Below are 21,650 nucleotides of genomic sequence, written 5' to 3'. Positions count from 1 at the left end.
GGAGAGGGTTAAGTTGGTTGCCTCATTTTTCCCTCTCCCCTACGAGGGAGAGGGTTGCGCAGCCTTATCGAGGCGTGAGCCGAGATTAGGCGAAGCTGGGTGAGGGGGAACTGCCCCATACCCCATCCCGCCCATTCCCCCACGCACCGGGCCGCATTAGAGTAGCCGCCATGTCGCTGTTCGAATCCCAGGCTCCGCGTCCGCTGGCCGACCGGCTGCGCCCCGCCCATATCGGCGAGGTGGTCGGGCAGGACCATCTGCTCAGCCCCGATGCGCCCATCGGGCGGATGCTGGCGGCCGGGCGGCTGGCCTCGATGATCCTGTGGGGCCCGCCGGGCTGCGGCAAGACCACCATCGCCCGCCTGCTGGCCGACCGCACCAGCCTGTATTTCGAGCCGCTGTCCGCCGTGTTCTCCGGTGTCGCCGATCTGCGCAAGGTGTTCGAGTCCGCGAAACACCGCCGGCAGGGTGGCGGCCAGGGCACGCTGCTGTTCGTGGACGAAATCCACCGCTTCAACCGGGCGCAGCAGGACGGTTTCCTGCCCTATGTCGAGGATGGCACTGTCACGCTGGTGGGCGCGACCACCGAGAACCCCTCCTTCGAGCTGAACGCCGCGCTGCTGTCGCGCTGCCAGGTGATGGTGCTGCGCCGGCTGGACGATGCCGCGCTGGAGCTGCTGCTGTCCCGCGCAGAGGCGCTGGAAGGTCGCCCGCTGCCGGTGACGCCGGAGGCGCGGGAGGCGCTGCGCGCCATGGCCGATGGCGATGGCCGTTTCCTGCTGAATCTGGCGGAGGAGGTGTTCACCCTGCACGCGCCGGAGCCGCTGGACGCCGCAAGGCTGGCCGCCACGGTGCAACGCCGCGCGCCGATCTATGACAAGGACCGGGAGGGGCACTACAACCTCATCAGCGCCTTGCACAAATCCTTGCGCGGCAGCGATGTGGACGCTGCCCTCTACTGGTTCGCGCGCATGCTGGATGGTGGCGAGGACCCGCTCTATATCGCCCGGCGCCTCATCCGCTTCGCCGTGGAGGATATCGGCCTCGCCGACCCGCACGCCGTGGTGCAGGCGATGGCTGGCACGGAGACCTATGAGCGCCTCGGCAGCCCGGAGGGCGAGCTTGCGCTGGCGCAGGTGGTTATCTATCTCGGCACCGCGCCGAAATCCAACGCCGGCTACAAGGCCTATGGCGCGGCGCGGCGCTCGGCCGAGGAGACCGGCTCGCTGATGCCGCCGATGCATATCCTGAACGCGCCGACGCGGATGATGAAGGATATCGGCTATGGCAAGGGCTACCAGTATGACCATGATGCCGAGGAAGGTTTCTCCGGCCAGAACTACTTTCCCGACGGCATGCCGCGGCAGCGCTTCTACAACCCGCCGGAGCGCGGCTTTGAGCGCGAGCTGGTGAAGCGTCTGGATTATTGGGCGAAGCTGCGCACGAAGCGGCAAAGTGGCGATGCGTGAGCGGTTTGACTGCTATATTGGCATCGACTGGTCAGGGGCGAAGGGCCGCTACAGCGGCATCGCGCTCGCCGAGTGTATAGATGAATCCGGCCCGCGCCTGATCGTGCCGGAGGGGAGCCGCTGGACGCGCAGCACGGTCGCCGATTATCTGGGCCAGCGCATCGCAAGGGGCGAGCGGCTGCTGGCCGGCTTCGACTTCGCCTTCGGCTTTCCGTGGATCGAAGGCGAGGGCTATCTGGCCAAGCGGGTACCCCATATCACCGACGCCTTCGCCCTGTGGGAGCTGATCGAGCAGGCCAGCGACGAGGCGCCGGATTTCCACGCCGGCCCGCTGGTGACGCACGAGGCCTTCGCCCCGTCCTACTGGGTCAGCGGCAAGCAGAAGCCTGACTGGCGCAACGACAAGCGCCGGACCGAAACCGCCTGCGGCGAGGCAACCTCCACCTACCCTGAGACCGTGTTCAAGTTGATCGGGGCGAAGCAGGTCGGCAAGGCAGCGCTGGCCGGCATCCGCACGCTGCGGGCCATCCGGCGGGCGGCACCGGCACAGGTCGCGGTCTGGCCGTTCGAGGATGCGGACAAGCCCACTGTGCTGGCAGAAATCTACCCCACCCTGTTCCGACGGCAGGCGCTGGGCAGCACGACCAAGATCAAGGACCGCGCCACGCTGGATACGGCCCTCACCGCACTGGAAAGCGCCCCAGCAGCAGGGGCGCCAGAACGGCTCACCGATCATGAGGGCGATGCGCTGATCTCGGCGGCAGGGCTGCGCTGGCTGGACCGTGCCGGGAAGCTGTTCACGCTGCCGGAAGAGGCAGAACCACAGGCCCGCCGCGAAGGCTGGATCGTAGGCGTTTAGTCAGGGGCGTTTAATCGGGGGCGTCTAACGCCCAAGAAGCCGGTCGAGCCAGGATTTCGGCGCCGTTCCCATCGCCCGGTCGTTCGCTTCCAGCCAGGCCGACAGGTCGCGCTTCAGATAATCCTGCAGGGCAAGAATCTGCGGCCGGTACAGCCGTGCCAGATAGGCATGCAGCGAAGGGCGGATCGGCACGCCCGTCCCCTCATTATAGCGGGCGTTCAGCTTCTCTTCCGGCAGGTCGCGGAAGAAGCCGGGATCGACGCCCAGATGGTCGGCGCAGCCCATCAGCACGGCGCGGGGATCTGCCACCACCTCGTCATAGAGGAACCAGCGCAGCCGCTCCCCCTCGAACTGACGCAACCAGGCCTGCATGCAGGATTTGTAGTCGCCCCTACAGCGCGAGCCGGCGGAATTGAAATGGTCGATGAACCACTGGTCGGAGGCTTCCTCGACTGTCATCTCGGCGCGCGGCACCGCCATCAGCGCACCGGACCAGGCCCGCTCCACCGGGTTGCGCATCAGGTAGAGCAGCCGGATATCGGGGAATTCGCGGCGCACCTCGGCGATCAGCTCATGCGAGAGGATGGCATAGGCCGGGGTTATCTCCCCCGCCCTGGTGCCGGCCGGGGCCGGGGCGAACTGCGCGCGGTACCAGTCGAGGCCCAATGCGCGGTCGCGGTCCCAGAAATGCAGCTCCTTCACCGGCGGCAGATAGAGGCCGGGATGCTCGCGCAGCATGAAATAGAGCCAGGTGGAACCGCTCTTCTGCGCGCCCAGCCCGAGGAAGGAGAGGCTGCCGCTCATGCTGCCCGCCTGGCCTCGAACAAACGCGTCGCATGCTCGTAGAGCGCGATATCCAGCCGGTTGATCTCCTCCAGCCGGTGGATCGTCGCCGCAGAGAGGTCGGCGCGCGACAGGGCATTCGGCTTGCCGGTATCGGGATTGAAGGCGGACACGTTGCGGCGCGGCGCAGGGCCGTCATACGGCACGCCCAGCCACCGCCCCAGCCAGCGCACCGATTCATCAAAGCGCTCGGCCAGCCCGACCATCGCGCAGCGGTCCAGTGTCTGCTTCGCCTGTACCAGCAGCGCCTGCGGATCGGCATCGCGCGCGGCCTCGGCGGTCAGTTCCTGCAGCCCCCGGAAGGGCGGCCCCTGGATCTTCAGCGCCGCCAGGTCGAGCGGCAACCCCAGCGAGCGCGTCTGGTAATCCGCCAGCATATGCGCGATCTCCGGCTCCGCCAGGCAGGCCGTCACATCGCCGCGCCGCGCCACCACCGCCTTGTGCAGCGCCGTGCCGGGATTGCGGAAATGCGCATTGATCTGCGAGATGGTTCGGTCCACAGGGTCGCGCAGCAGGGTGAAGATCGTCAGCGACTCCGCCTGGGCGCGCGGCAGCAGCGACAGCAGGCCAAGACCGAAATGCCCGCGGAAATAATCGTAGCTCTTGATCCGTGGCGCCGGCAGCGACAGCAACTCCGGCACCAGCCCCGCCGGGCAGGTTCGCTCCATCGCAAAGGCGCGCTGCGCCACCGTGGCAAAGGAAGTACCCGCCGTCTTGTTGATGTGCAGGAAATAGACCGGCGGTTGCGGGGCGAGGGCGGCGGCAAGAGGCATAGCGGGCGGCGGTCCCGGCTGTTGGGATAGGGTTACGATACTGCGTCCGGGTTTAACTCGGTCCGGGCATCAGGGGAAGGGGAAGCTCGCTCTGCTGCCTTCCCTCCCGGCTTGCCATCCGGCATCGCACGGCCTATGCATGGCCGCTGACGCGCGCAAATCCGCCTGCTAACGCTTGAGGAACAGCACCGGTGAGTGTCCCTGCCAGATCCGATGAACCGGCGATCCTGCGGTCGCGCCTGTTGCAGGCACCGGCTGGCGTGTTCGGCAGCCTGTTCGGCCATCGCCAGCTGATCGGACAGATGGCGATGCAGGAGGTGCGCTCGCGCTATCGCGGCTCGGTGCTGGGGCTGTTCTGGTCCTTCGGCAATCCGCTGCTGCAGCTGGCCATCTATACGCTGGTGTTCGGCTATATCTTCGAGGCGCGCTGGGGCATCGCGGCAGACAGCGAGGCCGGCGGCGGCAAGCTGGGTTTCGCCGTCATGCTGTTCAGCGGGCTGGTGCTGCACGGCTTCATCGTCGAATGCCTGACGCGCGGCCCGACGCTGCTGCACCAGCATGCCAATCTGGTGAAGCGCGTGGTGTTCCCGCTGGAGGTGTTGCCCTGGGTGCTGGTGGCCTCCGCCCTGTTCCATCTGGCGGTCGGCCTCGGCGTGCTGGTGCTGGCCGTACTGGCGGTGTTCGGCGGCCTGCCCTGGACGGCAATTCTGGCACCGCTGACGCTGGTGTCGCTGGTGCTGATGGGCGTTGGCGTGGCCTGGTTCCTGGCATCGGTAGGGCTGTATTTCCGCGACATCGTGCAGGCGACCGGCCCGCTGTCGATGATCCTGCTGTTCATTGGCCCGATCCTTTTCCCGGTGGAACGGCTGCCGGGCATCTTCCAGAAGCTGATCCTGCTGAACCCGCTGACCATCCCGGTGGAGCAGCTGCGCGCCGTGCTGGTGCTGGGCCGCCTGCCCGACTGGACCTTGCTGGGCTGGCACCTGCTGGCCGGCCTCATTGTCGCCTGGATCGGCTATTACTGGTTCGCCCGCACCCGCAAGAGCTTCGCCGACATTCTCTGATCCCGACCATGACCGCGCCCGTCACCTTCATCCTCGGTATGCACAACAGCGGCACCTCGCTGCTGGCGCGGCTGGCCGCCCTGCTGGGGCTGGAGCTGGGGCCGGAGGTGTTGACCCGCGACAGTTTCGAGGCGAAGCCCGCCTATGATTACTGGGAACATGCCGGCATCGTGGAATTGCAAGACGAGGCGCTCCACCTGCTGAACCGGCACTGGAGCACGCCGCAGAGCCATCTGCCGATCCCGCAGGATGCCTGGGACGGGCCGGAGATAACCCGCATCGCCGGGGCGCTGGGCGCCATCCTCGACCGCGAACTGGCCGCTGCCGCCGGCAGGCCCTGGGGCTTCAAGGACCCGCGTACCGTCCGGCTGCTGCCCCTGTGGCGCCGGCTGCTGGCAAGGCGCGGGCTTGCGGCACGCTATCTCATCAGCCTGCGCGATCCCGCCATCGTCACCGCTTCCTTCGCCGACAAGGGGCGGGTCACCCCGGCGGATGCGGAGGCGCTGTGGCGGCGCAGCTATCTGGAGGCGCTTTCCTACAGCGAAGGCGCGCCCCGGCTTGTCGTCGATTACGATGCCTGGCTGGACCAGCCGGAACGTCAGGCGGCCGCCCTTGCCGCTTTCCTCGGCCAGCCGCAGGCGGCAGACGACGCGCTGGCTGCCGTGCGCGATGCCATCGACCCATCCCTGCGCCGCACCCGCGCCAGCCAGCTGCGCCTTGCCCCCTTCACCGTGGCGACGGCGGAATGCCTGCGCGCCATGATCGGCGGGCGCGAGCCGACAGCGCGTATCGCCGCCCTGCTCGACCGGGCGGCTGCTACCGACCGCCGCAGCGCCGCATGACGCGCTATCCGCTGCTGGCCAATGATATCCTGGAGGACGCACAGGGCGCGCCCCGGCACCGCATCATTATCGTCACCGCCGAGATCTTGGGACCGGTCCGCAATGGCGGCATCGCCACGGCGCTGACCGGCCTTGCCGAGGCGCTGGCGGATGTCGGGCATCATGTCACCGTGCTGTTCGTCGATCTGGCCGGCACGATGCAGCAGCCGGACCGTCAGGAGCGCTGGGCCGATCTTTACGGCAGACGGGGTATCCGCCTGGCCTTCCTGCACGAGGATGCCTACCGGGATCGTAGCCCGCTGGCCCTGTCGCTGCAGGTCACCAGCTGGCTGGCCGGCGAGCGCGCCGACATCGTGCATTTCCATGACTGGATCGGGCTGGGGCACGAGACGGTCCGGACCATGCGGATGGGCCAGGGCTTCATCGACACACTGCTGGTGATCGGCGCGCACGGCCCCAGCGCCTGGGCGGCGGAAGGCAACGGCCTGCCGAACGACCCGGAGCAGGAACGGATCGAACGCTACGCCATCGAACAGGCCGATGTGCTGATCGCCCCCAGCCATTACCTGCTGGGGTGGATGGAGGCGCGCGGCTGGCAGCTGCCAAAGCGTCATTACGTGCAGCAGAACCTGCTGCCGCGCGGTGAGGGCACCGGGGCGCCGGTACCGCGCCAGGGCCTGCCGGTCAGGGAACTGGTCTTCTTCGGGCGGCTGGAGCCGCGCAAGGGCGTGTTGTTGTTCTGCGACGCACTGGACCGGCTGGCCGCGAATGGAATTTTTGCCCGGCATGACGGGCTGAAAATCACCTTCCTCGGCAAATCGACCCCCATCGAAGGCATGGAGGGACGGGATTATGTCGCCGGCCGCGCCGCCGGCTGGCCGGTCGGAACAGCATTCGTCAGCGACCTCGACAGCACGGATGCGCTGGCCTATCTTGCGGCACCCGTCCGGCTGGCCATCATGCCGTCGCTGATCGAGAATTCGCCCTGCACCGTGCTGGAATGCCTGCTGGGCGGCATTCCCTTCCTGGCCGCCGATGTCGGTGGCGTTGCCGAGCTGATCGCGCCGGAAGACCGCGACCAGCTGCTGTTCTCCCCCTCCGCCGAGGCTCTGGCGAAAGCACTGGCAGACCGGTTGGCGGCAGGCGCCGCAACCGGTCGTCCGGCGATCCCGCAGGAGGAAGTCCGGCGCGTCTGGACCGGCTGGCATATCCGGCCCAGCCGGCCGCATCAGGCGCTGATTGCCCGGCTGCTGCTCAGCCTGCGCAGACTGTTGCGGCGGAAATAGCCGCCACCTTTCTTCCTTTGCCCGGACCGTTTACCCTGCCGCGAAATCCCTTCCGCCGCAGGAGCTGACGCGATGAGCGAGACGATGAAGCAGCAGATCGAACTGACCGCCGCCGATGGCCACAAGTTCGATGCCTATATGGCCGGGCCGGCCGGCAAGCCCAAGGGCGGGCTGGTCGTCATTCAGGAAATCTTCGGCGTGAACCCGCATATCCGCAGCGTCTGCGACGGCTTCGCCGCCGATGGCTATCTGTGCGTGTCGCCCGCCCTGTTCGACCGCACCGAGCGCAAGGTGGAACTGGGTTATGATCCGGAAGGCATCGCGCGCGGGCGGGAGCTGCGGTCGAAGGTCAGCTGGGACGAGGTCATGCTGGACATGGCCGCCGCCGTCGAAGCCGCGTCCGCCGCCGGCAAGGTCGGCACGGTCGGCTATTGCTGGGGCGGTTCGGTCTCCTTCCTGTGCGCGACACGCCTGCCGGTGCAGAGCGCCGTGGTCTATTACGGCGGGCAGATCGTCCCGTTCAAGGACGAGACGGCCAATGCCCCGCTGCTGATGCATTTCGGCGAGGCCGACAAGGGCATCCCGCTCAGCGATGTGGACCAGATCCGCAAGGCGCAGCCACAGGCCGCGATCCATATCTACCCGGCCGATCACGGCTTCAACTGCGACGCCCGCGGCTCCTTCGAGCCGACCAGCGCCCGCATCGCCCGCGACCGCACGCTGGATTTCTTCAAGCAGCATATCGGCTGATTTTTAGGAGCCTTCCTCTCCCGGTCTTTGACAGGTCTCATATAAGTTGATATCAACTTATTAAGATCGTCTAACCGGAGAATGAAAATGAAATATGTGCAGGGTTTCGTGGCCGCCGTGCCGGCCGCCAACAAGGAGATTTACAAGGCCCATGCCAACGAGGCCGTTGCCCTGTTCAAGGAATTCGGCGTCACCCGCATGGTGGAATGCTGGGAAGACGATGTGCCGGACGGTCAGGTCACCGATTTTCGCCGCGCCGTGCAGGCGAAGCCTGACGAGAAGATCGTCTTCAGCTGGTTCGAATTCCCGTCGAAAGAAGTGCGTGACGAGGCCAACCGCAAGATGATGTCCGACCCGCGCATGCAGCAGATGGGCGAAAAGATGCCATTCGACGGCAAGCGCATGATCTTCGGCGGGTTCGTGCCGATCCTGGACCTCTGACCATGGCCAGGGTCACCCAGCATCTGTGGTTCGAGAAGGATATGGAGGCGGCGCTGCGCCGCTATGTCTCGCTCATCCCCGGCTCGTCGCTGGACTGGCTGTCCGGCCTGCCCGCCGACACGCCGAGCGGCCCGGCAGGCAGCGTACGCCTTGCAGGGTTCACGCTGGGCGACCAGCGCTACATGGCCATCGAGGCCGGTCCGCTCGACCCGTTCAACCACAGCTTCTCGATCATGCTGGAATGCGCCGACCAGGCGGAGATCGACCGGCTCTGGGCGGCGCTCTCCGATGGCGGCAGTATCGAGCAGTGCGGCTGACTGCGCGACCGCTGGGGGCTGTGCTGGCAGATCGTGCCGAAGCGGCTGGGCGAACTGATGAGCGACCCGGCCCCCGACCGGGTGAAACGGGTGACCGAGGCGATGCTGCGCATGACCAAATTCGACATCGCCGGACTCGAACAGGCCGCCGCCGGGAATTAACGCCTCAGCCCTGCAGGGCGCGCCCCGCCACTGCATCCAGCTTCGCCACCAGCGTCGGATCGCGGCTCTCCGGCGCGGTGATGATGGCGTGATCGAGGGCATGGTGGCAGCCCTTCTCGCACGCCTCCTTGCGGTCCTTCAGACGCGGTATGGCCGCCTTCACCAGCGCGCGGGCCTTGTCGGCGTTGGACAGCAGCACCTTCACGACCTGCTCGACCGTCACATGGTCATGGTCGGGGTGCCAGCAGTCGAAATCCGTCACCATGGCGACGCTGGCGTAGCATAGCTCCGCCTCCCGCGCGAGCTTGGCCTCCGGCATGTTGGTCATGCCGATCACGTCGCAGCCCCAGCTGCGATACAGCTTCGATTCCGCCTTGGTGGAGAATTGCAGCCCCTCCATGGCCAGATAGGTGCCGCCCTCGACGAGGCGGATGCCGGTCTCCGTCGCCGCATCCAGCAGATGCCCGCCCAGCCGGCCGCAAACCGGATGCGCGACCGAGACATGGGCAACGCAGCCCTGGCCGAAAAAGCTCTTCTCGCGCGCGAAGGTGCGGTCGATGAACTGGTCCACCAGCACGAAAGTACCCGGCTCCAGATCCTCCCGCAGGCTGCCAACCGCGCTGACCGACAGGATTTCGGTCACGCCGGCCCGTTTCAGCGCGTCGATGTTGGCGCGGTAATTGATGCTGGAGGGGCTGAGCGGATGCCCCCGCCCATGGCGCGGCAGGAACACCACCGGCATGCCGTCCAGTGACGCGAACAGCAGCTGGTCGGACGGCTGGCCCCAGGGTGATTCGACCGTGCGCCATTCCTTGTCTGTCAGCCCGTCCAGATCATAGACGCCGCTGCCGCCGATGATGCCGACCACAGGTCGTGCGGGTTCCGCCATCCCCTTGCTCCCCAGATATCGCAAGCGCCGCAGTTTGGTCGCTCCTTGCCAGCGGATCAAGTGCGGGTACCGCACAAACGAAAAGGGCGCCGTCGCCGGCGCCCTCTCCGTCACGTATGGAGCGGTGTGCTTACTTCTTCACATCCGCCCAAATCTTGCGCATCGAGCCATAGGCAAGCCCGGTCAGCACGATCAGGAACAGCATGACGCTGATACCCATCTGCTTGCGGCGCTCCATCTCCGGCTCGGCCGCCCAGGCCAGGAAGGTAGCCACGTCGCGGGCCTGCTGCTCAATGGTCGCCGCGGTGCCGTCGGCATAGGTCACGCCATCGGGATAGATCGGCTGCGCCATGGCGATCTGATGGCCGGGGAAGTAGGCGTTGTAATTCATCCCCTCCATCATCGTCACGTCGGCCGGCGCTTCCTGATAGCCGGTCAGCAGGGCATAGAGATAGTCCGCCCCGCCTGGACGGGCCTTCACGATCAGCGACAGGTCCGGCGGATAGGCGCCGCCATTGGCGAAGCGCGCTGCCTTCTCGTTGGGGAAGGGCCGGGCGAACTTGTCCGACGGCTCGGCGGGACGCTCGAACATCTCACCATCGTCGTTCGGGCCGTCCGTCACCGTATAGCCGGCGGCGATCGCCTTCACTTCCGCCTCGTTGAAGCCGAGGTCCGCAAGATTGCGGTAGCTCAGGTGATAGGCGCCGTGGCACGTCGAGCAGACTTCCTTATAGACCTGGAAACCCCGCTGGGCGGAAGCACGGTCGAAGGTGCCGAAAATGCCCGAGAAGCTCCAGTCCTGCTTGGGAACCGCCACGCCCTCGGCGGCATTGGCCCCGGCCGGCAGGGCCAGCAGCAGCGCGATGGCAGTCAGGCTACGCGATACGAGCTTACGCATTACTGCTTCTCCATCGGGGCTGCGGGCGCGGAGGCGAAACCGGAACCCGTCACCGGCTTGGAAATGCTTGCCGGCAGGGGTTTCGGCCGCTCGATGACGCTGAGCAGCGGCAGGATGATCAGGAAGTGGATGAAGTAGTAGGCGGTGGCGATACGGCCGATGACGATATAGATGCCCTCAGCCGGCATGGCACCGATATAGCCCAGCACGATGCAGTCCAACAGCAGGATCCAGAAGAACTGCTTGTACAGCGGCCGGAAGGCGGCGCTGCGCACCGGCGAGCGGTCGAGCCAGGGCAGCACGAACAACACCGCAATGGCCGCGAACATCAGCAGCACGCCGCCCAGCTTGTCCGGCACCGCGCGCAGGATCGCGTAGAACGGCAGGAAGTACCATTCGGGCACGATATGCGCCGGGGTGACCAGCGGGTTGGCCGGGATGTAGTTGTCCGGATGGCCCATATAATTCGGCGCGAAGAACACGAAGCCGGCGAACACCAGGAAGAACACGCACAGGCCGAAGAAGTCCTTCACCGTGTAGTACGGGTGGAAGGGGATCGTGTCCTGCGGCCCCTTGGCCTCGATGCCGATCGGGTTGTTCGAGCCGAAGCGGTGCAGCGCCACCAGGTGCAGCACGACCAGCCCGACAATCACGAAGGGCAGCAGGTAGTGCAGCGCGAAGAAGCGGTTCAGCGTCGGGTTATCGACCGAGAAGCCGCCCCACATCCAGGTCACGATGCTCTCGCCGACCAGCGGGATGGCGGAGAACAGGTTGGTGATGACGGTGGCGCCCCAGAAGCTCATCTGGCCCCACGGCAGCACATAGCCCATGAAGGCAGTCGCCATCATCGCCAGCAGGATCAGCACGCCCAGACCCCAGAGGATCTCGCGCGGCGCCTTGTAGGAGCCGTAATAGAGCCCGCGGAAGATGTGGATATACACCACGATGAAGAACATCGAGGCGCCGTTCATGTGGATGTAGCGGATCAGCCAGCCATAGTTCACGTCGCGCATGATCCGCTCCACGCTCTCGAAGGCGTAGTCGGTGTGCGCGGTGTAGTGCATCGCCAGCGTGATGCCGGTGATCAGCATGACGACCAGCGTGATGCCGGCCAGCGAACCGAAATTCCAGAAATAGTTCAGGTTCTTCGGCGTCGGGTATTCATGCAGCTCATGGTGCATGAAGGTGAAAACCGGCAGCCGGTGGTCGATCCACCGAATGACCGGGTTCGTCGTCGTGAAACCGCTCATCGAAGGAACTCCTAGCCGATGCGGATGCGGGTGTCGCTCAGGAACTGGTACTCGGGAACCGGCAGGTTCTCCGGAGCCGGCCCCTTGCGGATTCGACCCGACGTATCGTAGTGCGAGCCGTGGCACGGGCAGAACCAGCCACCGAACTCGCCGCGCGGCTGGGTCGAGCTCTGGCCCAGCGGGATGCAGCCCAGATGCGTGCACACGCCAACGACGACCAGCCACTCCGGCTTTTCCGTCCGGGCGGTATCGGCCTGCGGATCAGGCAGGTCGCCCAGAGGAACGGCCGTCGCCTCTTCGATCTCCGTCGCCGTGCGGTGGCGGATGAAGACCGGCTTGCCGCGCCAGCTGACCGTGATCGCCTGACCTTCGGCAATCTTGCTGATATCGACTTCGGTGGAGGCCAGGGCCAGCGTATCCGCCGCCGGGTTCCACTGGTCGATGAACGGCCAAGCGATCGCCGCGGCGCCTACAGCGCCAACACCGACCGTCGCCAGATGCAGGAAATCACGCCGGGTGCCTTCGCCGTGCGCACCCTGTGCGCCGCCTGCGGTGCCCGACTGTGCGGTTTGCGCCATTACTTTCCCCCGTACAGGCCTGTCTTATAGGCTTCACAAAATACTACGGTGCCGCCAGGGGACATCGCGACACTCTGTCGCATCGTGCCAACCGCGATCCCCACCCCTGCCGGGCGCGTCGGGTATAATGCAATCCGACACGATTGCAAAGCACAACACAGCCCAGGCGAAAACCTACTGCCATGCACCTTGCCCTGTTTCAACCGGATATTCCACAAAACGCAGGCGCCATCATGCGTCTGGGCGCCTGCCTCGGCGTCCCGGTGGACCTGATCGAACCCGCCGGTTTCATCCTCGACGACCGGCGGATGCGGCGTGCGGGCATGGATTACATCGACCGGCTGACGCTGATCCGCCATGCCTCATGGGAACGGTTCCAGGCCGACCGCGCGCCCGGCCGGCTGGTGCTGCTGACAACGAAGGCGGCCACGCCCTATACCGGCTTCGACTTCCGACCCGACGATATCCTGATTCTGGGGCGGGAGAGCAGCGGCGTGCCCGATCATGTGCATGAGGCCGCCGACGCCCGCCTTCTCATTCCCTTGCTGCCCGGCCTGCGTTCAATCAATGTCGCCCAGGCAGCCGCTATGGTGCTGGGCGAGGCGCTGCGGCAGACTGGCGGCTTTCCCGCCGCCCAAACGCTCGCCAATCAGGCCGGAGGATAAGAAGAAACATGAACGACACCCTGACCGAATCCCGCAAGCAACAGGCCACCGACTGGTTCCGGGAACTGCGCGACCGCATCTGCGCCGCCTTCGAGGGGCTGGAGGACAGCTATACCGGCGCGCTCTCCGACCTGCCGGCGGGGCGGTTCGAGCGCAAGGAATGGGACCGGCCGGAAGGCGGCGGCGGCGTCATGTCCGTCATGCGCGGCCGGGTGTTCGAGAAGGTGGGTGTGAACATCTCCACCGTGCATGGCGAATTCTCCGAACAGTTCCGCGCGCAGATACCCGGCGCTGACAAGGACCCGCGCTTCTGGGCCTCGGGCATTTCGCTGGTGGCGCATATGCGCTCGCCGCTGGTGCCGGCGGTGCACATGAACACCCGCCATATCGTGACCACCAAGGCCTGGTTCGGCGGCGGCGCCGACCTGACGCCGATGGTGCCGGACGATGAGGATACCGCCTTCTTCCACGGCGCGCTGAAATCCGCCTGCGACCGCCATGGCGCCGACTATTACGAGCGCTTCAAGAAATGGTGCGACGAGTATTTCTTCCTGCCGCACCGGGGCGAGCCGCGCGGCGTCGGCGGCATTTTCTATGACTACCTCGACAAGGACTGGGAGAAGGATTTCGCCTTCACCCGCGATATCGGCCTCGCCTTCCTGGAGGCCTATCCGGCCCTGGTGGGCAAGCATATGGAGAGGCCCTGGACCGAGGAGCAGCGCGAGCACCAGCTGGTGCGGCGCGGCCGCTATGTCGAGTTCAACCTGCTGCATGACCGCGGCACCAAGTTCGGCCTGATGACCGGCGGCAACACCGAGGCGATCCTGATGTCGATGCCGCCCGTGGCGAAGTGGCCGTAAGGCTGCCCTGCATCGAAGGTGCTTTGCCGCCGCCGGCTCATGCCCTAGATTCCCGGCAAAACCAATCAAAGCCCTGAGGAAACGACCATGACCCGCCTGACCGACGCCCAGCTTGCCTTCCGCGCCCGCGCCCGCGAGCTGGCGCAGACCGTGATCGCCCCGCGCGCCGCCGAGGTGGACCGCAGCGAACAGTACCCCTGGGATAATGTGGCCGCGATGCGCGATGCCGGCTTCTTCGGCATGACCATCCCGCAGGCCTATGGCGGCCAGGGGCTGGGCTATCTGGAGACCTGCCTGCTGATCGAGGAAATGGCAAAGGTCTGCGGCGTCACCGGCCGCATCGCGGTGGAAGCCAATATGGGCGCCATCGGCGCGATCATGGCCTATGGCACCGAGGCACAGAAGAAGCTGGCCGCCAGCCTGGTGCTGAAGGGCGACAAGCCGGCCATCTGCATCACCGAGCCGGACGCCGGCAGTGCCGCCACCGAGATGACGACCCGCGCCGAGAGGAAGGGCGACCGCTATGTCATCAACGGCAAGAAGCACTGGATCACCGGCGGCGGCGTCTCCAAGCTGCACCTGATCTTCGCCCGCGTGTTCGAGGATGGCGTGGAACAGGGCATCGGCGGCTTCATCGCGGTGCGCGACCCGGAAAACGGCATCGAGCCGAAGGGCCTGCGTATCGGCAAGCGCGAGCCGACCATGGGGCTGCGCGGCATCCCCGAGACCGAGGTCATCTTCGAGAATCTGGAAGTCCCCGCCGACATGGCGCTGGTCCCGCCGGAGGGCATCCGGCGCGGCTTCGCCGGGCTGATGAACGCCTATAACAGCCAGCGCGTTGGTGCTGCCACCGTGGCGCTGGGCATCGCGGCGGGCGCTTACGAGACGGCACTGGAATTCGTGAAGAAGCGCGAGCAGTTTGGCCGACCGATCTTCGAGTTCCAGGGGCTGCAATTCATGCTGGCCGACATGTCGATCAATGTGGAGGCGGCGCGCGCCCTGATCCACAACGCCGCGGTCAGCGACCAGCCCTTCCCGGAGCCGACCGCCGCCGCGCAGGCCAAGGTCTTCGCCTCCGAAATGGCGGTCACCGTGACCAACAACGCCCTGCAGCTGCATGGCGCCGCCGGCTATTCGCGCAACAACCCGCTGGAGCGCATGGTGCGCGACGCCCGCATGTTCACCATCGGCGGCGGTACCGCACAGGTGCTGCGCACCATGGTCGCCTCGCGTATCCTGGGCAAGAAGCTGCCGCAGACCCGCGACGGCTATCTGAACCAGCCGCGAGCTGCAGAATAGGGCAGCGGAATAGCCGAGTTATGACAACGGCGGCATAGCTCCCCCGCCCTACCGGAGGGTGCATTCGTTTTTCTGGCAACCCATATGTCCTTGTAATCGTTTCGCAAGGACCATGAGGATGTCATGACCGAATCCGCCAACCGCGAAGCCTATAGGGACGAAAGCGATACGATGGGCACCGTGAAGGTGCCCGCCGACCGGCTGTGGGGCGCGCAGACCCAGCGCTCCCTGCAGAATTTCCGCATTGGCGGCGAACGCATGCCGGCGCCGCTGATCCACGCCTTCGGCATCCAGAAACAGGCCGCTGCCCTGGCGAACATGGCGCTGGGCGTGCTGGAGAAGAAGCTGGGGGACGCGATAGTGACCGCCGCCGGCGAGGTGGCGGATGGCACGCTGGCCGACGAGTTCCCCCTGGTAGTCTGGCAGACCGGCAGCGGCACCCAGACCAACATGAACGCCAACGAGGTGATCGCCAACCGCGCGAATGAGCTGCTGGGCGGCCAGCGCGGCGCGAAATCGCCGGTGCACCCGAACGACCATGTGAACCGCAGCCAGTCCTCCAACGACAGTTTCCCGACCGTAATGCACATCGCGGCGGCCAGCGAAATCGTGAATCGCCTGCTGCCCGCGCTGCGCCACCTGCACGCGGCGCTGGAGATGAAGAGCCGCGCCTTCGCGGACATCGTGAAGATCGGCCGTACCCACCTGCAGGACGCCACGCCGCTGACGCTGGGCCAGGAATTTTCCGGCTATGCCACGCAGGTCGCCTATGGCATCGCGCGCATCGAAGGCACGCTGCCCCGGCTGTACGAGCTGGCGCAGGGCGGCACCGCCGTCGGCACCGGCCTGAACGCGCCCGAAGGATTCGACACCGCCTTCGCCGCCGAGGCCGCGCGCCTGACCGGCCTGCCCTTCGTGACGGCGCCGAACAAATTCGAGGCACTGGCCGCGCATGATGCGCTGGTCGAGGCGTCCGGCGCGCTGAACACGCTGGCCGTGTCGCTGATGAAGATTGCCAACGACATCCGCCTGCTGGGCTCCGGCCCGCGTTCCGGCCTCGCCGAGCTGCGCCTGCCGGAGAACGAGCCCGGCTCCTCCATCATGCCGGGCAAGGTAAACCCGACCCAGGCCGAGGCGCTGACCATGGTGTGTGCGCAGGTGATGGGCAATCACACCACGATCACCGTCGCCGGCATGAGCGGCCATCTGGAGCTGAACGTGTTCAAGCCGGTGATCGCCTATAACGCGCTGCAGTCGATACGGCTGCTGGCCGACGCCGCGCTCAGCTTCACCGACAATTGCCTCACCGGCATCGAGGCCGATGGCGCCCGCATCTCCGAGCATGTCGAGCGCTCGCTCATGCTGGTGACCGCGCTGGCCCCGCATATCGGCTATGACAAGGCGGCTTCTGTCGCGAAAAAGGCACATTCAGACGGTAAGACATTACGCAAGACGGCACTTGCCCTCGGCTATGTCGATGCCGATTCGTTCGATCGCTGGGTCGATCCGCACCAGATGATCGCCCCGACCCGCAAGGGGGAGTAAGGAACCGTGAGTGCGACAACCATCCGCAAGCGTTCGGTCGTAATCGCCGGCCACCGCACCAGCGTGTCGCTGGAGGATATCTTCTGGGAACAGCTGCAGTCGCTGGCCAAGCGGCAACGCCTGTCCGTGAACGCGCTGGTCGAGAGCATCGACCGGGACCGCGCCGCCAACCTGTCCAGCGCCATCCGCGTGTTCGTGCTGGAACAGCTGCTGGAACGCGAGGCCAGCTGAGGCTTGGCTAAGCCGCCTGGTTAATTGACGTCCGGCAGGTCCCGGTACAGGTAGATCGCGAAATCGCTGTAGAAATATTCGTGCCGCAGCAACAGGCGTGGCGTCAGGCCGCGGCAGAATTTCAGCGTGCGCAGCGGGTCGAGCCGGAGGAACCCCTCTTCATTCTCCGACCGATCCCAGCTCGACAGCGAGGTAAAGGCGACCCCCCGGCGGCAGGCCCGGAACAGCGCGGCGATGGTCTCCCGCGCCTCCTCCTCGGTCATTTCCACGAAAATACCGCTGGCCACCACGATATCCGCCTGCCAGCGTTCCGGCGCATCGCGGATATCGGCACAGTCGAAACTTACATCGAAACCATCGGCGAAGCGGGCGCGGCGCGCACGCTCAACCATCTGCGGCAGCATATCGATGCCGATATACCGGCCCTGAAAATCATGCTCGCCCAGATATGTCGCGAAATCGCCCAGCCCGCACCCGGCATCCAGCACCGTATCATCCGGCTTGATGCCGATATCGGCCAGTGCGATGAAGCGGACGGACTGCTCGAAGATGTTAGGCCACGCCTGGGCTTCCGGCCCGATGCGGTGGCGGTCCAGCCGGGGCAGGTAAAGCGCCTCCAGCCGGCGCCGGTACTCGCTGTCGGCTGGCGCCTTCAGGCCACCACCTCGACGGAATAATTCTCGATCACCGTATTGGCCAGGAGCTTGCGGCACATCTCCTCCGCCGCTGCCTTGGCCTTCACCGGGTCACTTTCCGCGAGATCGAGTTCGATATACTTGCCCTGGCGGACATCGCCGATGCCGGTGAAGCCCAGCACCTCCAGCGCATGGTGGATCGCCTTGCCCTGCGGGTCGAGAACGCCGTTCTTCAGCGTGATATGTACTTTCGCCTTCACAGATTCCGCTTTCCATTAGTCGCAGAAAAACACTACAGCAGCCCGGCGGCTACTGCATCACCTTCGGGCCCTTCATGTCGGTCGGGCCGCCCTCGGGGAGGATGCCCAGACGCCGCGCAACCTCCTGATAGGCCTCCTTCACGCCGCCCAGATCCTGACGGAAGCGGTCCTTGTCCATCTTCTCGTTGGTCTTGGCGTCCCACAGCCGCATATTGTCCGGGCTAAGCTCGTCGGCCAGCACGATGCGCATCTCGTCCTCATTGTACAGCCTGCCGAACTCCAGCTTGAAATCGACGAGCCGGAGACCGATGCCGACAAACAGGCCGGTCAGGAAATCGTTCACCCGCAGCGACAGCGCCAGGATGTCATCGATCTCCTGCGTCGTCGCCCAGCCGAAGGCGGTGATGTGCTCTTCCGAGATCATCGGGTCGCCCAGCGAATCCGACTTGTAATAATATTCGACGATGGCGCGCGGCAACAACTGGCCTTCCGGCACGCCGAAGCGCTTCACCAGCGATCCGGCGGCGATATTGCGGATCACCACCTCGACCGGAATGATCTCCACCTCGCGGACCAACTGCTCTCGCATGTTCAGCCGGCGCACGAAATGGGTCGGGATGCCGATTTCGACCAGACGCTGCATCAGGAACTCGGAGATGCGGTTGTTCAGCACCCCCTTACCGGTGATGACGCCATGCTTCTGGTTGTTGAAAGCGGTGGCGTCGTCCTTGAAATACTGCACCAGAGTGCCGGGCTCCGGTCCTTCGAACAGGACCTTGGCCTTGCCCTCATAGATGCGTCTGCGTCTGGCCATATGGAGAAACTCCCGAGAAGGAACCCCGTACAGGGGCAGCGCACGCTGCGCGACCGCGCGCATGTCGCTTTCGCCTCCCTATAGCAGGAAGAAGGGGGCGAAACAATGTGAGTGAATCGGCAGGGCAGCCGCCGTCAGTCGAGCGCTACCGGCTCATATTCCGTCACGTCCGGGGCGCCGGGGGCGAACAGCCAGACCGGCTTCAGGGGCGCTTCGCCCGGTCCGGTGGGGCGCGGCAGCGCGATCAGCGAGGAGGAGACCGTGCCGAAGCCGCCACCATTTTCGGTACGGATTGTCATGGCGCCACGCGGACCCGCCTTGGAGTCATGCTCCGTGGCGGCCATCAGGTCGCGCCATGCCGCCCAGTCGCCGGTGACGGGGTCCGGCACGGCAGCCTGCTCGAACAGCGGCAAATAGCGGTCAATACGCGGGCTGGCGCGATCGTCGATATCGCGCGCGGTCAGCATGTGCAGGCCGGGCGGCAGCGGATGCAGCTCGACATGGCCGCCTTCCTCGCCAAGACCGCGCAGCCAGTAGCCGCCATCGCTGTCAGCCAGCAGCATGTTGAAGGGGCGGTAGGCGGCGGGGTTGAGATCAGCCAGCGCTTCTGCCGCCAGCGACGCATCGGCATGGTCCAGCGCGTCCAGCACCAGCTCGCCCCGGCTGCGCTTGCCGGGGGCCGGCCCCAGCGTGCCGACCCGGTTCAGGATCGCCGCCGCCACGCCGTGATCGTTGAGGCCGAGCCAGCTTCCGCCCGCCAGCACGTCGAGGCCGGCCACCACATCCGGCCGGTCTTCCCAGTGCCGGGCGGGCATCTGCCAGGGACGCCCGGACATTTCGTCGCGGTTGGCGGCGATCAGGACCGGCCAATCATGACCGGGGCGATGCAGAAGGACGACAGTGCACATGGCGGGTTCCGGAAAACGTCACGAAATTGACTGTTCAGAATCGCTGGGCGATAGCGTAGATAAGGTCGCAACCCTATATGGGGAGTGAGTGGCGCGAATGCGCCGTCGGTACAAGGTAACAGAGCGGAGCAGCAGCATGGCGTCTTTCAGCGAGCGCGAACAGGCCTTCGAGAACAAGTTCAAGCATGATGCGGAACTCCGCTTCAAGATCATCGCGCGGCGCAACAAGCTGGTCGGGCTGTGGGCGGCCGAGCTGCTGGGCCATACCGGCGAAAAGGCCGATGAGTACGCCAAGAGCGTTGTCGCCGCGGACTTCGAGAAGCCCGGTCATGACGATGTCATCGAAAAGCTGATGGGCGATTTCCAGGCCGCCAAGGTCGAGATGAGCGAGCACCGTCTGCTGAAGAAGATGGAAGAGATGCTCGACGAGGCGCAGCGCCAGGTCACGACGGAGTAAGGCAATCCCACTCAACATCTCATTCCCGGGCTTGTCCCGGGAATCCAGGGTTCAGCTTACTCGACCGACGATCCAGTAAGCGGAAGCCTGGACCCCCGCAACAAGTGCGGGGGTGACGGTCCAAGAAAAAAATGCCCGGGTCTTGCCCGGGCATTTGCTTTTCGGCTAGCTGTTCCGGCCTATTCCCCGAACACCCGGGCGAAGATCGTATCGACATGCTTGGTGTGGTAGCCCATGTCGAACAGCTCCTCCAGCTTCGCCTCGGAGAGTTTCGCGGTCACGTCCTTGTCGGCCTTCAGCAGCTCCAGGAAGTTGGCGCCGCGCTCCCAGACCTGCATGGCGTTGCGCTGTACGAGGCGGTAGGAATCCTCGCGGCTCGCCCCGGCCTGGGTCAGGGCCAGCAGCACACGCTGCGAGAACACCAGCCCGCCCAGCTGGTTCAGGTTCTTTTCGATGGCATCGGGATAGACCACCAGCTTGTCGATCACGCCGGTCAGCCGCGCCAGCGCGAAATCCAGCGTCACCGTGGCGTCGGGGGCGATCATCCGTTCCACCGAGGAATGGCTGATGTCGCGCTCGTGCCACAGCGCCACATTCTCCATCGCCGGGATCACCATGCCGCGCACGATGCGGGCAAGGCCGGTCAGGTTCTCGGTCAGCACCGGGTTGCGCTTGTGCGGCATGGCGGAGCTGCCCTTCTGGCCGGGCGAGAAATACTCCTCCGCCTCGCGCACCTCGGTGCGCTGCAAATGGCGAACCTCGATGGCCAGATGCTCGATGGAGCTGGCGATAACGCCCAGCGTCGCGAAATACATCGCATGCCGGTCCCGCGGGATGACCTGGGTTGAAATCGGCTCCACCGTCAGACCCAGCTTCTGGGCGACATGGGCCTCGACGCGCGGATCGATGTTGGCGAAGGTGCCGACCGCGCCGGAAATCGCGCAGGTGGCGATCTCGTCCCGCGCGGCGGCCAACCGATCGCGGTTGCGCTTGAACTCGGCATAGAAGGTGGCCAGCTTCAGCCCGAAGGTCACCGGCTCGGCATGGATGCCGTGGCTGCGGCCCATGCACACCACATCCTTGTATTCGTAGGCCCGGCGCTTCAGCGCAGCCAGCAGCGCGTCCATATCCTCCAGCAGGATGTCCGTCGCCTCGACCAGCTGCACCGACAGGCAGGTATCCAGCACGTCGGACGAGGTCATGCCCTGATGGACGAAGCGCGCTTCCTCGCCGACATGCTCGGCCAGGTTGGTCAGGAAGGCGATGACATCGTGCTTTACCTCACGCTCGAGCTCGTCGATGCGCGCCGGATCGACCTTGCCCTGCCCGCGCTCCCACACCGCCTTGGCCGCTTCCTTCGGCACCACGCCCAGCTCGGCCAGCGCGTCGGTAGCGTGCGCCTCGATCTCGAACCAGATGCGGAAACGGTTCTCGGGCGACCAGATGGCGGTCATAGCCGGGCGGGAATAGCGCGGAATCATGGGCTCGTCTTCGTCGTTATGGAACGATGGGTGGAATATCGGGGCCGGAGTATAGCAATCCGGCCGCCGGGGCT

26 protein-coding genes are annotated in these 21,650 nt (G+C 65.7%); 15 read left to right on the top strand and 11 right to left on the bottom strand.

Going from position 1 to position 21,650, the window contains the following annotated elements:
• Window positions 1-170 precede the first annotated feature (170 nt).
• On the top strand, window positions 171-1,469 hold the full coding sequence (locus MK313_RS11625) for a replication-associated recombination protein A (RefSeq protein ID WP_287781734.1): 1,299 nt from the start codon (window positions 171-173) through the stop codon (window positions 1,467-1,469).
• Window positions 1,462-2,328, top strand: a complete 867-nt coding sequence (locus tag MK313_RS11620) for a hypothetical protein (protein ID WP_287781732.1) — start codon at window positions 1,462-1,464, stop codon at window positions 2,326-2,328. Before MK313_RS11625 ends, MK313_RS11620 begins: the two co-directional genes overlap by 8 nt.
• 24 nt (window positions 2,329-2,352) lie before the next feature.
• Here MK313_RS11620 and MK313_RS11615 read toward each other — a convergent pair whose 3' ends face one another.
• Both MK313_RS11615 and MK313_RS11610 read right to left on the bottom strand, forming a co-directional pair.
• Entirely contained in the window at window positions 2,353-3,132 is a 780-nt protein-coding gene (locus MK313_RS11615) for a sulfotransferase family protein (protein WP_287781730.1), read from the bottom strand.
• Complete coding sequence (locus tag MK313_RS11610) at window positions 3,129-3,944, bottom strand: sulfotransferase family 2 domain-containing protein (protein WP_008945024.1); 816 nt, start codon at window positions 3,942-3,944, stop codon at window positions 3,129-3,131. The genes MK313_RS11615 and MK313_RS11610 overlap by 4 nt, the downstream gene beginning before the upstream one ends.
• A 191-nt stretch (window positions 3,945-4,135) precedes the next feature.
• Here MK313_RS11610 and MK313_RS11605 point away from each other — a divergent pair, with 191 nt between their 5' ends.
• From MK313_RS11605 to MK313_RS11575, 7 genes are all read left to right on the top strand, one after another.
• Window positions 4,136-5,008 carry an ABC transporter permease gene (locus MK313_RS11605; protein WP_008945025.1) on the top strand — a complete coding sequence of 291 codons (873 nt, stop codon included), beginning with the start codon at window positions 4,136-4,138 and terminating at the stop codon, window positions 5,006-5,008.
• Between the two features lie 8 nt (window positions 5,009-5,016).
• Window positions 5,017-5,850, top strand: a complete 834-nt coding sequence (locus MK313_RS11600) for a hypothetical protein (protein WP_287781726.1) — start codon at window positions 5,017-5,019, stop codon at window positions 5,848-5,850.
• Window positions 5,847-7,136 carry a glycosyltransferase family 4 protein gene (locus MK313_RS11595; protein ID WP_287781724.1) on the top strand — a complete coding sequence of 430 codons (1,290 nt, stop codon included), beginning with the start codon at window positions 5,847-5,849 and terminating at the stop codon, window positions 7,134-7,136. Before MK313_RS11600 ends, MK313_RS11595 begins: the two co-directional genes overlap by 4 nt.
• A gap of 72 nt (window positions 7,137-7,208) precedes the next feature.
• Window positions 7,209-7,886, top strand: a complete 678-nt coding sequence (locus MK313_RS11590; protein WP_287781722.1) for a dienelactone hydrolase family protein — start codon at window positions 7,209-7,211, stop codon at window positions 7,884-7,886.
• Window positions 7,887-7,973: 87 nt separating this feature from the next.
• Window positions 7,974-8,327: a DUF1428 domain-containing protein gene (locus MK313_RS11585; protein ID WP_008945029.1), complete on the top strand. Its 354-nt coding sequence runs from the start codon at window positions 7,974-7,976 to the stop codon at window positions 8,325-8,327.
• A 2-nt stretch (window positions 8,328-8,329) separates the two neighbouring features.
• Window positions 8,330-8,644, top strand: a complete 315-nt coding sequence (locus tag MK313_RS11580; protein WP_287781720.1) for a VOC family protein — start codon at window positions 8,330-8,332, stop codon at window positions 8,642-8,644.
• 33 nt (window positions 8,645-8,677) lie between these two features.
• Window positions 8,678-8,806: a hypothetical protein gene (locus MK313_RS11575; RefSeq protein WP_287781718.1), complete on the top strand. Its 129-nt coding sequence runs from the start codon at window positions 8,678-8,680 to the stop codon at window positions 8,804-8,806.
• Between the two features lie 4 nt (window positions 8,807-8,810).
• Here MK313_RS11575 and MK313_RS11570 read toward each other — a convergent pair whose 3' ends face one another.
• The 4 genes from MK313_RS11570 to petA form a co-directional block, all read right to left on the bottom strand.
• The gene (locus MK313_RS11570; RefSeq protein WP_287781716.1) at window positions 8,811-9,695 is read right to left on the bottom strand and encodes an S-methyl-5'-thioadenosine phosphorylase; all 885 of its coding nucleotides are present in this window, start codon (window positions 9,693-9,695) and stop codon (window positions 8,811-8,813) included.
• Between the two features lie 130 nt (window positions 9,696-9,825).
• Window positions 9,826-10,593: a cytochrome c1 gene (locus tag MK313_RS11565; protein WP_287781714.1), complete on the bottom strand. Its 768-nt coding sequence runs from the start codon at window positions 10,591-10,593 to the stop codon at window positions 9,826-9,828.
• On the bottom strand, window positions 10,593-11,843 hold the full coding sequence (locus MK313_RS11560) for a cytochrome b (RefSeq protein WP_008945033.1): 1,251 nt from the start codon (window positions 11,841-11,843) through the stop codon (window positions 10,593-10,595). The genes MK313_RS11565 and MK313_RS11560 overlap by 1 nt, the downstream gene beginning before the upstream one ends.
• A gap of 11 nt (window positions 11,844-11,854) precedes the next feature.
• A complete protein-coding gene (gene petA / locus MK313_RS11555; RefSeq protein ID WP_008945034.1) occupies window positions 11,855-12,421 on the bottom strand; it encodes a ubiquinol-cytochrome c reductase iron-sulfur subunit in 567 nt (188 codons plus the stop codon).
• Window positions 12,422-12,603: 182 nt separating this feature from the next.
• Between petA and MK313_RS11550 the strand changes: the two genes are divergently transcribed.
• The 5 genes from MK313_RS11550 (at window position 12,604) to MK313_RS11530 (ending at window position 17,021) form a co-directional block, all read left to right on the top strand.
• A complete protein-coding gene (locus tag MK313_RS11550; RefSeq protein WP_287781711.1) occupies window positions 12,604-13,086 on the top strand; it encodes a tRNA (cytidine(34)-2'-O)-methyltransferase in 483 nt (160 codons plus the stop codon).
• Window positions 13,087-13,094: 8 nt separating this feature from the next.
• Complete coding sequence (hemF, locus tag MK313_RS11545) at window positions 13,095-13,946, top strand: oxygen-dependent coproporphyrinogen oxidase (RefSeq protein ID WP_121222111.1); 852 nt, start codon at window positions 13,095-13,097, stop codon at window positions 13,944-13,946.
• Between the two features lie 87 nt (window positions 13,947-14,033).
• Window positions 14,034-15,245, top strand: coding sequence for a 3-sulfinopropanoyl-CoA desulfinase (gene acdA / locus MK313_RS11540; RefSeq protein ID WP_121222109.1), 1,212 nt, complete (start codon window positions 14,034-14,036; stop codon window positions 15,243-15,245).
• 123 nt (window positions 15,246-15,368) lie between these two features.
• Window positions 15,369-16,790 (top strand): class II fumarate hydratase, encoded by a 1,422-nt coding sequence (fumC, locus tag MK313_RS11535; RefSeq protein WP_121222108.1) that lies wholly within the window; start codon window positions 15,369-15,371, stop codon window positions 16,788-16,790.
• Between the two features lie 6 nt (window positions 16,791-16,796).
• Window positions 16,797-17,021 (top strand): ribbon-helix-helix domain-containing protein, encoded by a 225-nt coding sequence (locus tag MK313_RS11530; RefSeq protein ID WP_008945039.1) that lies wholly within the window; start codon window positions 16,797-16,799, stop codon window positions 17,019-17,021.
• A 20-nt stretch (window positions 17,022-17,041) separates the two neighbouring features.
• Here MK313_RS11530 and MK313_RS11525 read toward each other — a convergent pair whose 3' ends face one another.
• The 4 genes from MK313_RS11525 to MK313_RS11510 form a co-directional block, all read right to left on the bottom strand.
• Window positions 17,042-17,734, bottom strand: a complete 693-nt coding sequence (locus MK313_RS11525) for a class I SAM-dependent methyltransferase (protein ID WP_287781708.1) — start codon at window positions 17,732-17,734, stop codon at window positions 17,042-17,044.
• Window positions 17,674-17,916 carry a phosphoribosylformylglycinamidine synthase subunit PurS gene (gene purS, locus MK313_RS11520; protein ID WP_121222104.1) on the bottom strand — a complete coding sequence of 81 codons (243 nt, stop codon included), beginning with the start codon at window positions 17,914-17,916 and terminating at the stop codon, window positions 17,674-17,676. The genes MK313_RS11525 and purS overlap by 61 nt, the downstream gene beginning before the upstream one ends.
• Before the next feature lie 49 nt (window positions 17,917-17,965).
• Window positions 17,966-18,730 carry a phosphoribosylaminoimidazolesuccinocarboxamide synthase gene (purC, locus tag MK313_RS11515; protein WP_121222102.1) on the bottom strand — a complete coding sequence of 255 codons (765 nt, stop codon included), beginning with the start codon at window positions 18,728-18,730 and terminating at the stop codon, window positions 17,966-17,968.
• A 134-nt stretch (window positions 18,731-18,864) separates the two neighbouring features.
• The gene (locus tag MK313_RS11510) at window positions 18,865-19,638 is read right to left on the bottom strand and encodes an NRDE family protein (RefSeq protein WP_287781705.1); all 774 of its coding nucleotides are present in this window, start codon (window positions 19,636-19,638) and stop codon (window positions 18,865-18,867) included.
• 136 nt (window positions 19,639-19,774) lie between these two features.
• On the opposite strand from MK313_RS11510, the gene MK313_RS11505 reads away from it, so the two are divergent.
• On the top strand, window positions 19,775-20,095 hold the full coding sequence (locus MK313_RS11505; protein WP_008945044.1) for a DUF1476 domain-containing protein: 321 nt from the start codon (window positions 19,775-19,777) through the stop codon (window positions 20,093-20,095).
• 179 nt (window positions 20,096-20,274) lie between these two features.
• On the opposite strand, the gene purB is transcribed toward MK313_RS11505, so the two are convergent.
• Window positions 20,275-21,576 (bottom strand): adenylosuccinate lyase, encoded by a 1,302-nt coding sequence (gene purB, locus MK313_RS11500; RefSeq protein WP_287781703.1) that lies wholly within the window; start codon window positions 21,574-21,576, stop codon window positions 20,275-20,277.
• Between the last annotated feature and the right edge of the window lie 74 nt (window positions 21,577-21,650).

Origin of the sequence: Oceanibaculum sp. (genome assembly GCF_022449305.1) — a bacterium.
GTDB lineage: Bacteria > Pseudomonadota > Alphaproteobacteria > Oceanibaculales > Oceanibaculaceae > Oceanibaculum > Oceanibaculum indicum.
The sequence above is the reverse complement of the archived record's forward strand: the minus strand, read 5'-3'. Positions and strand labels throughout refer to the sequence as shown.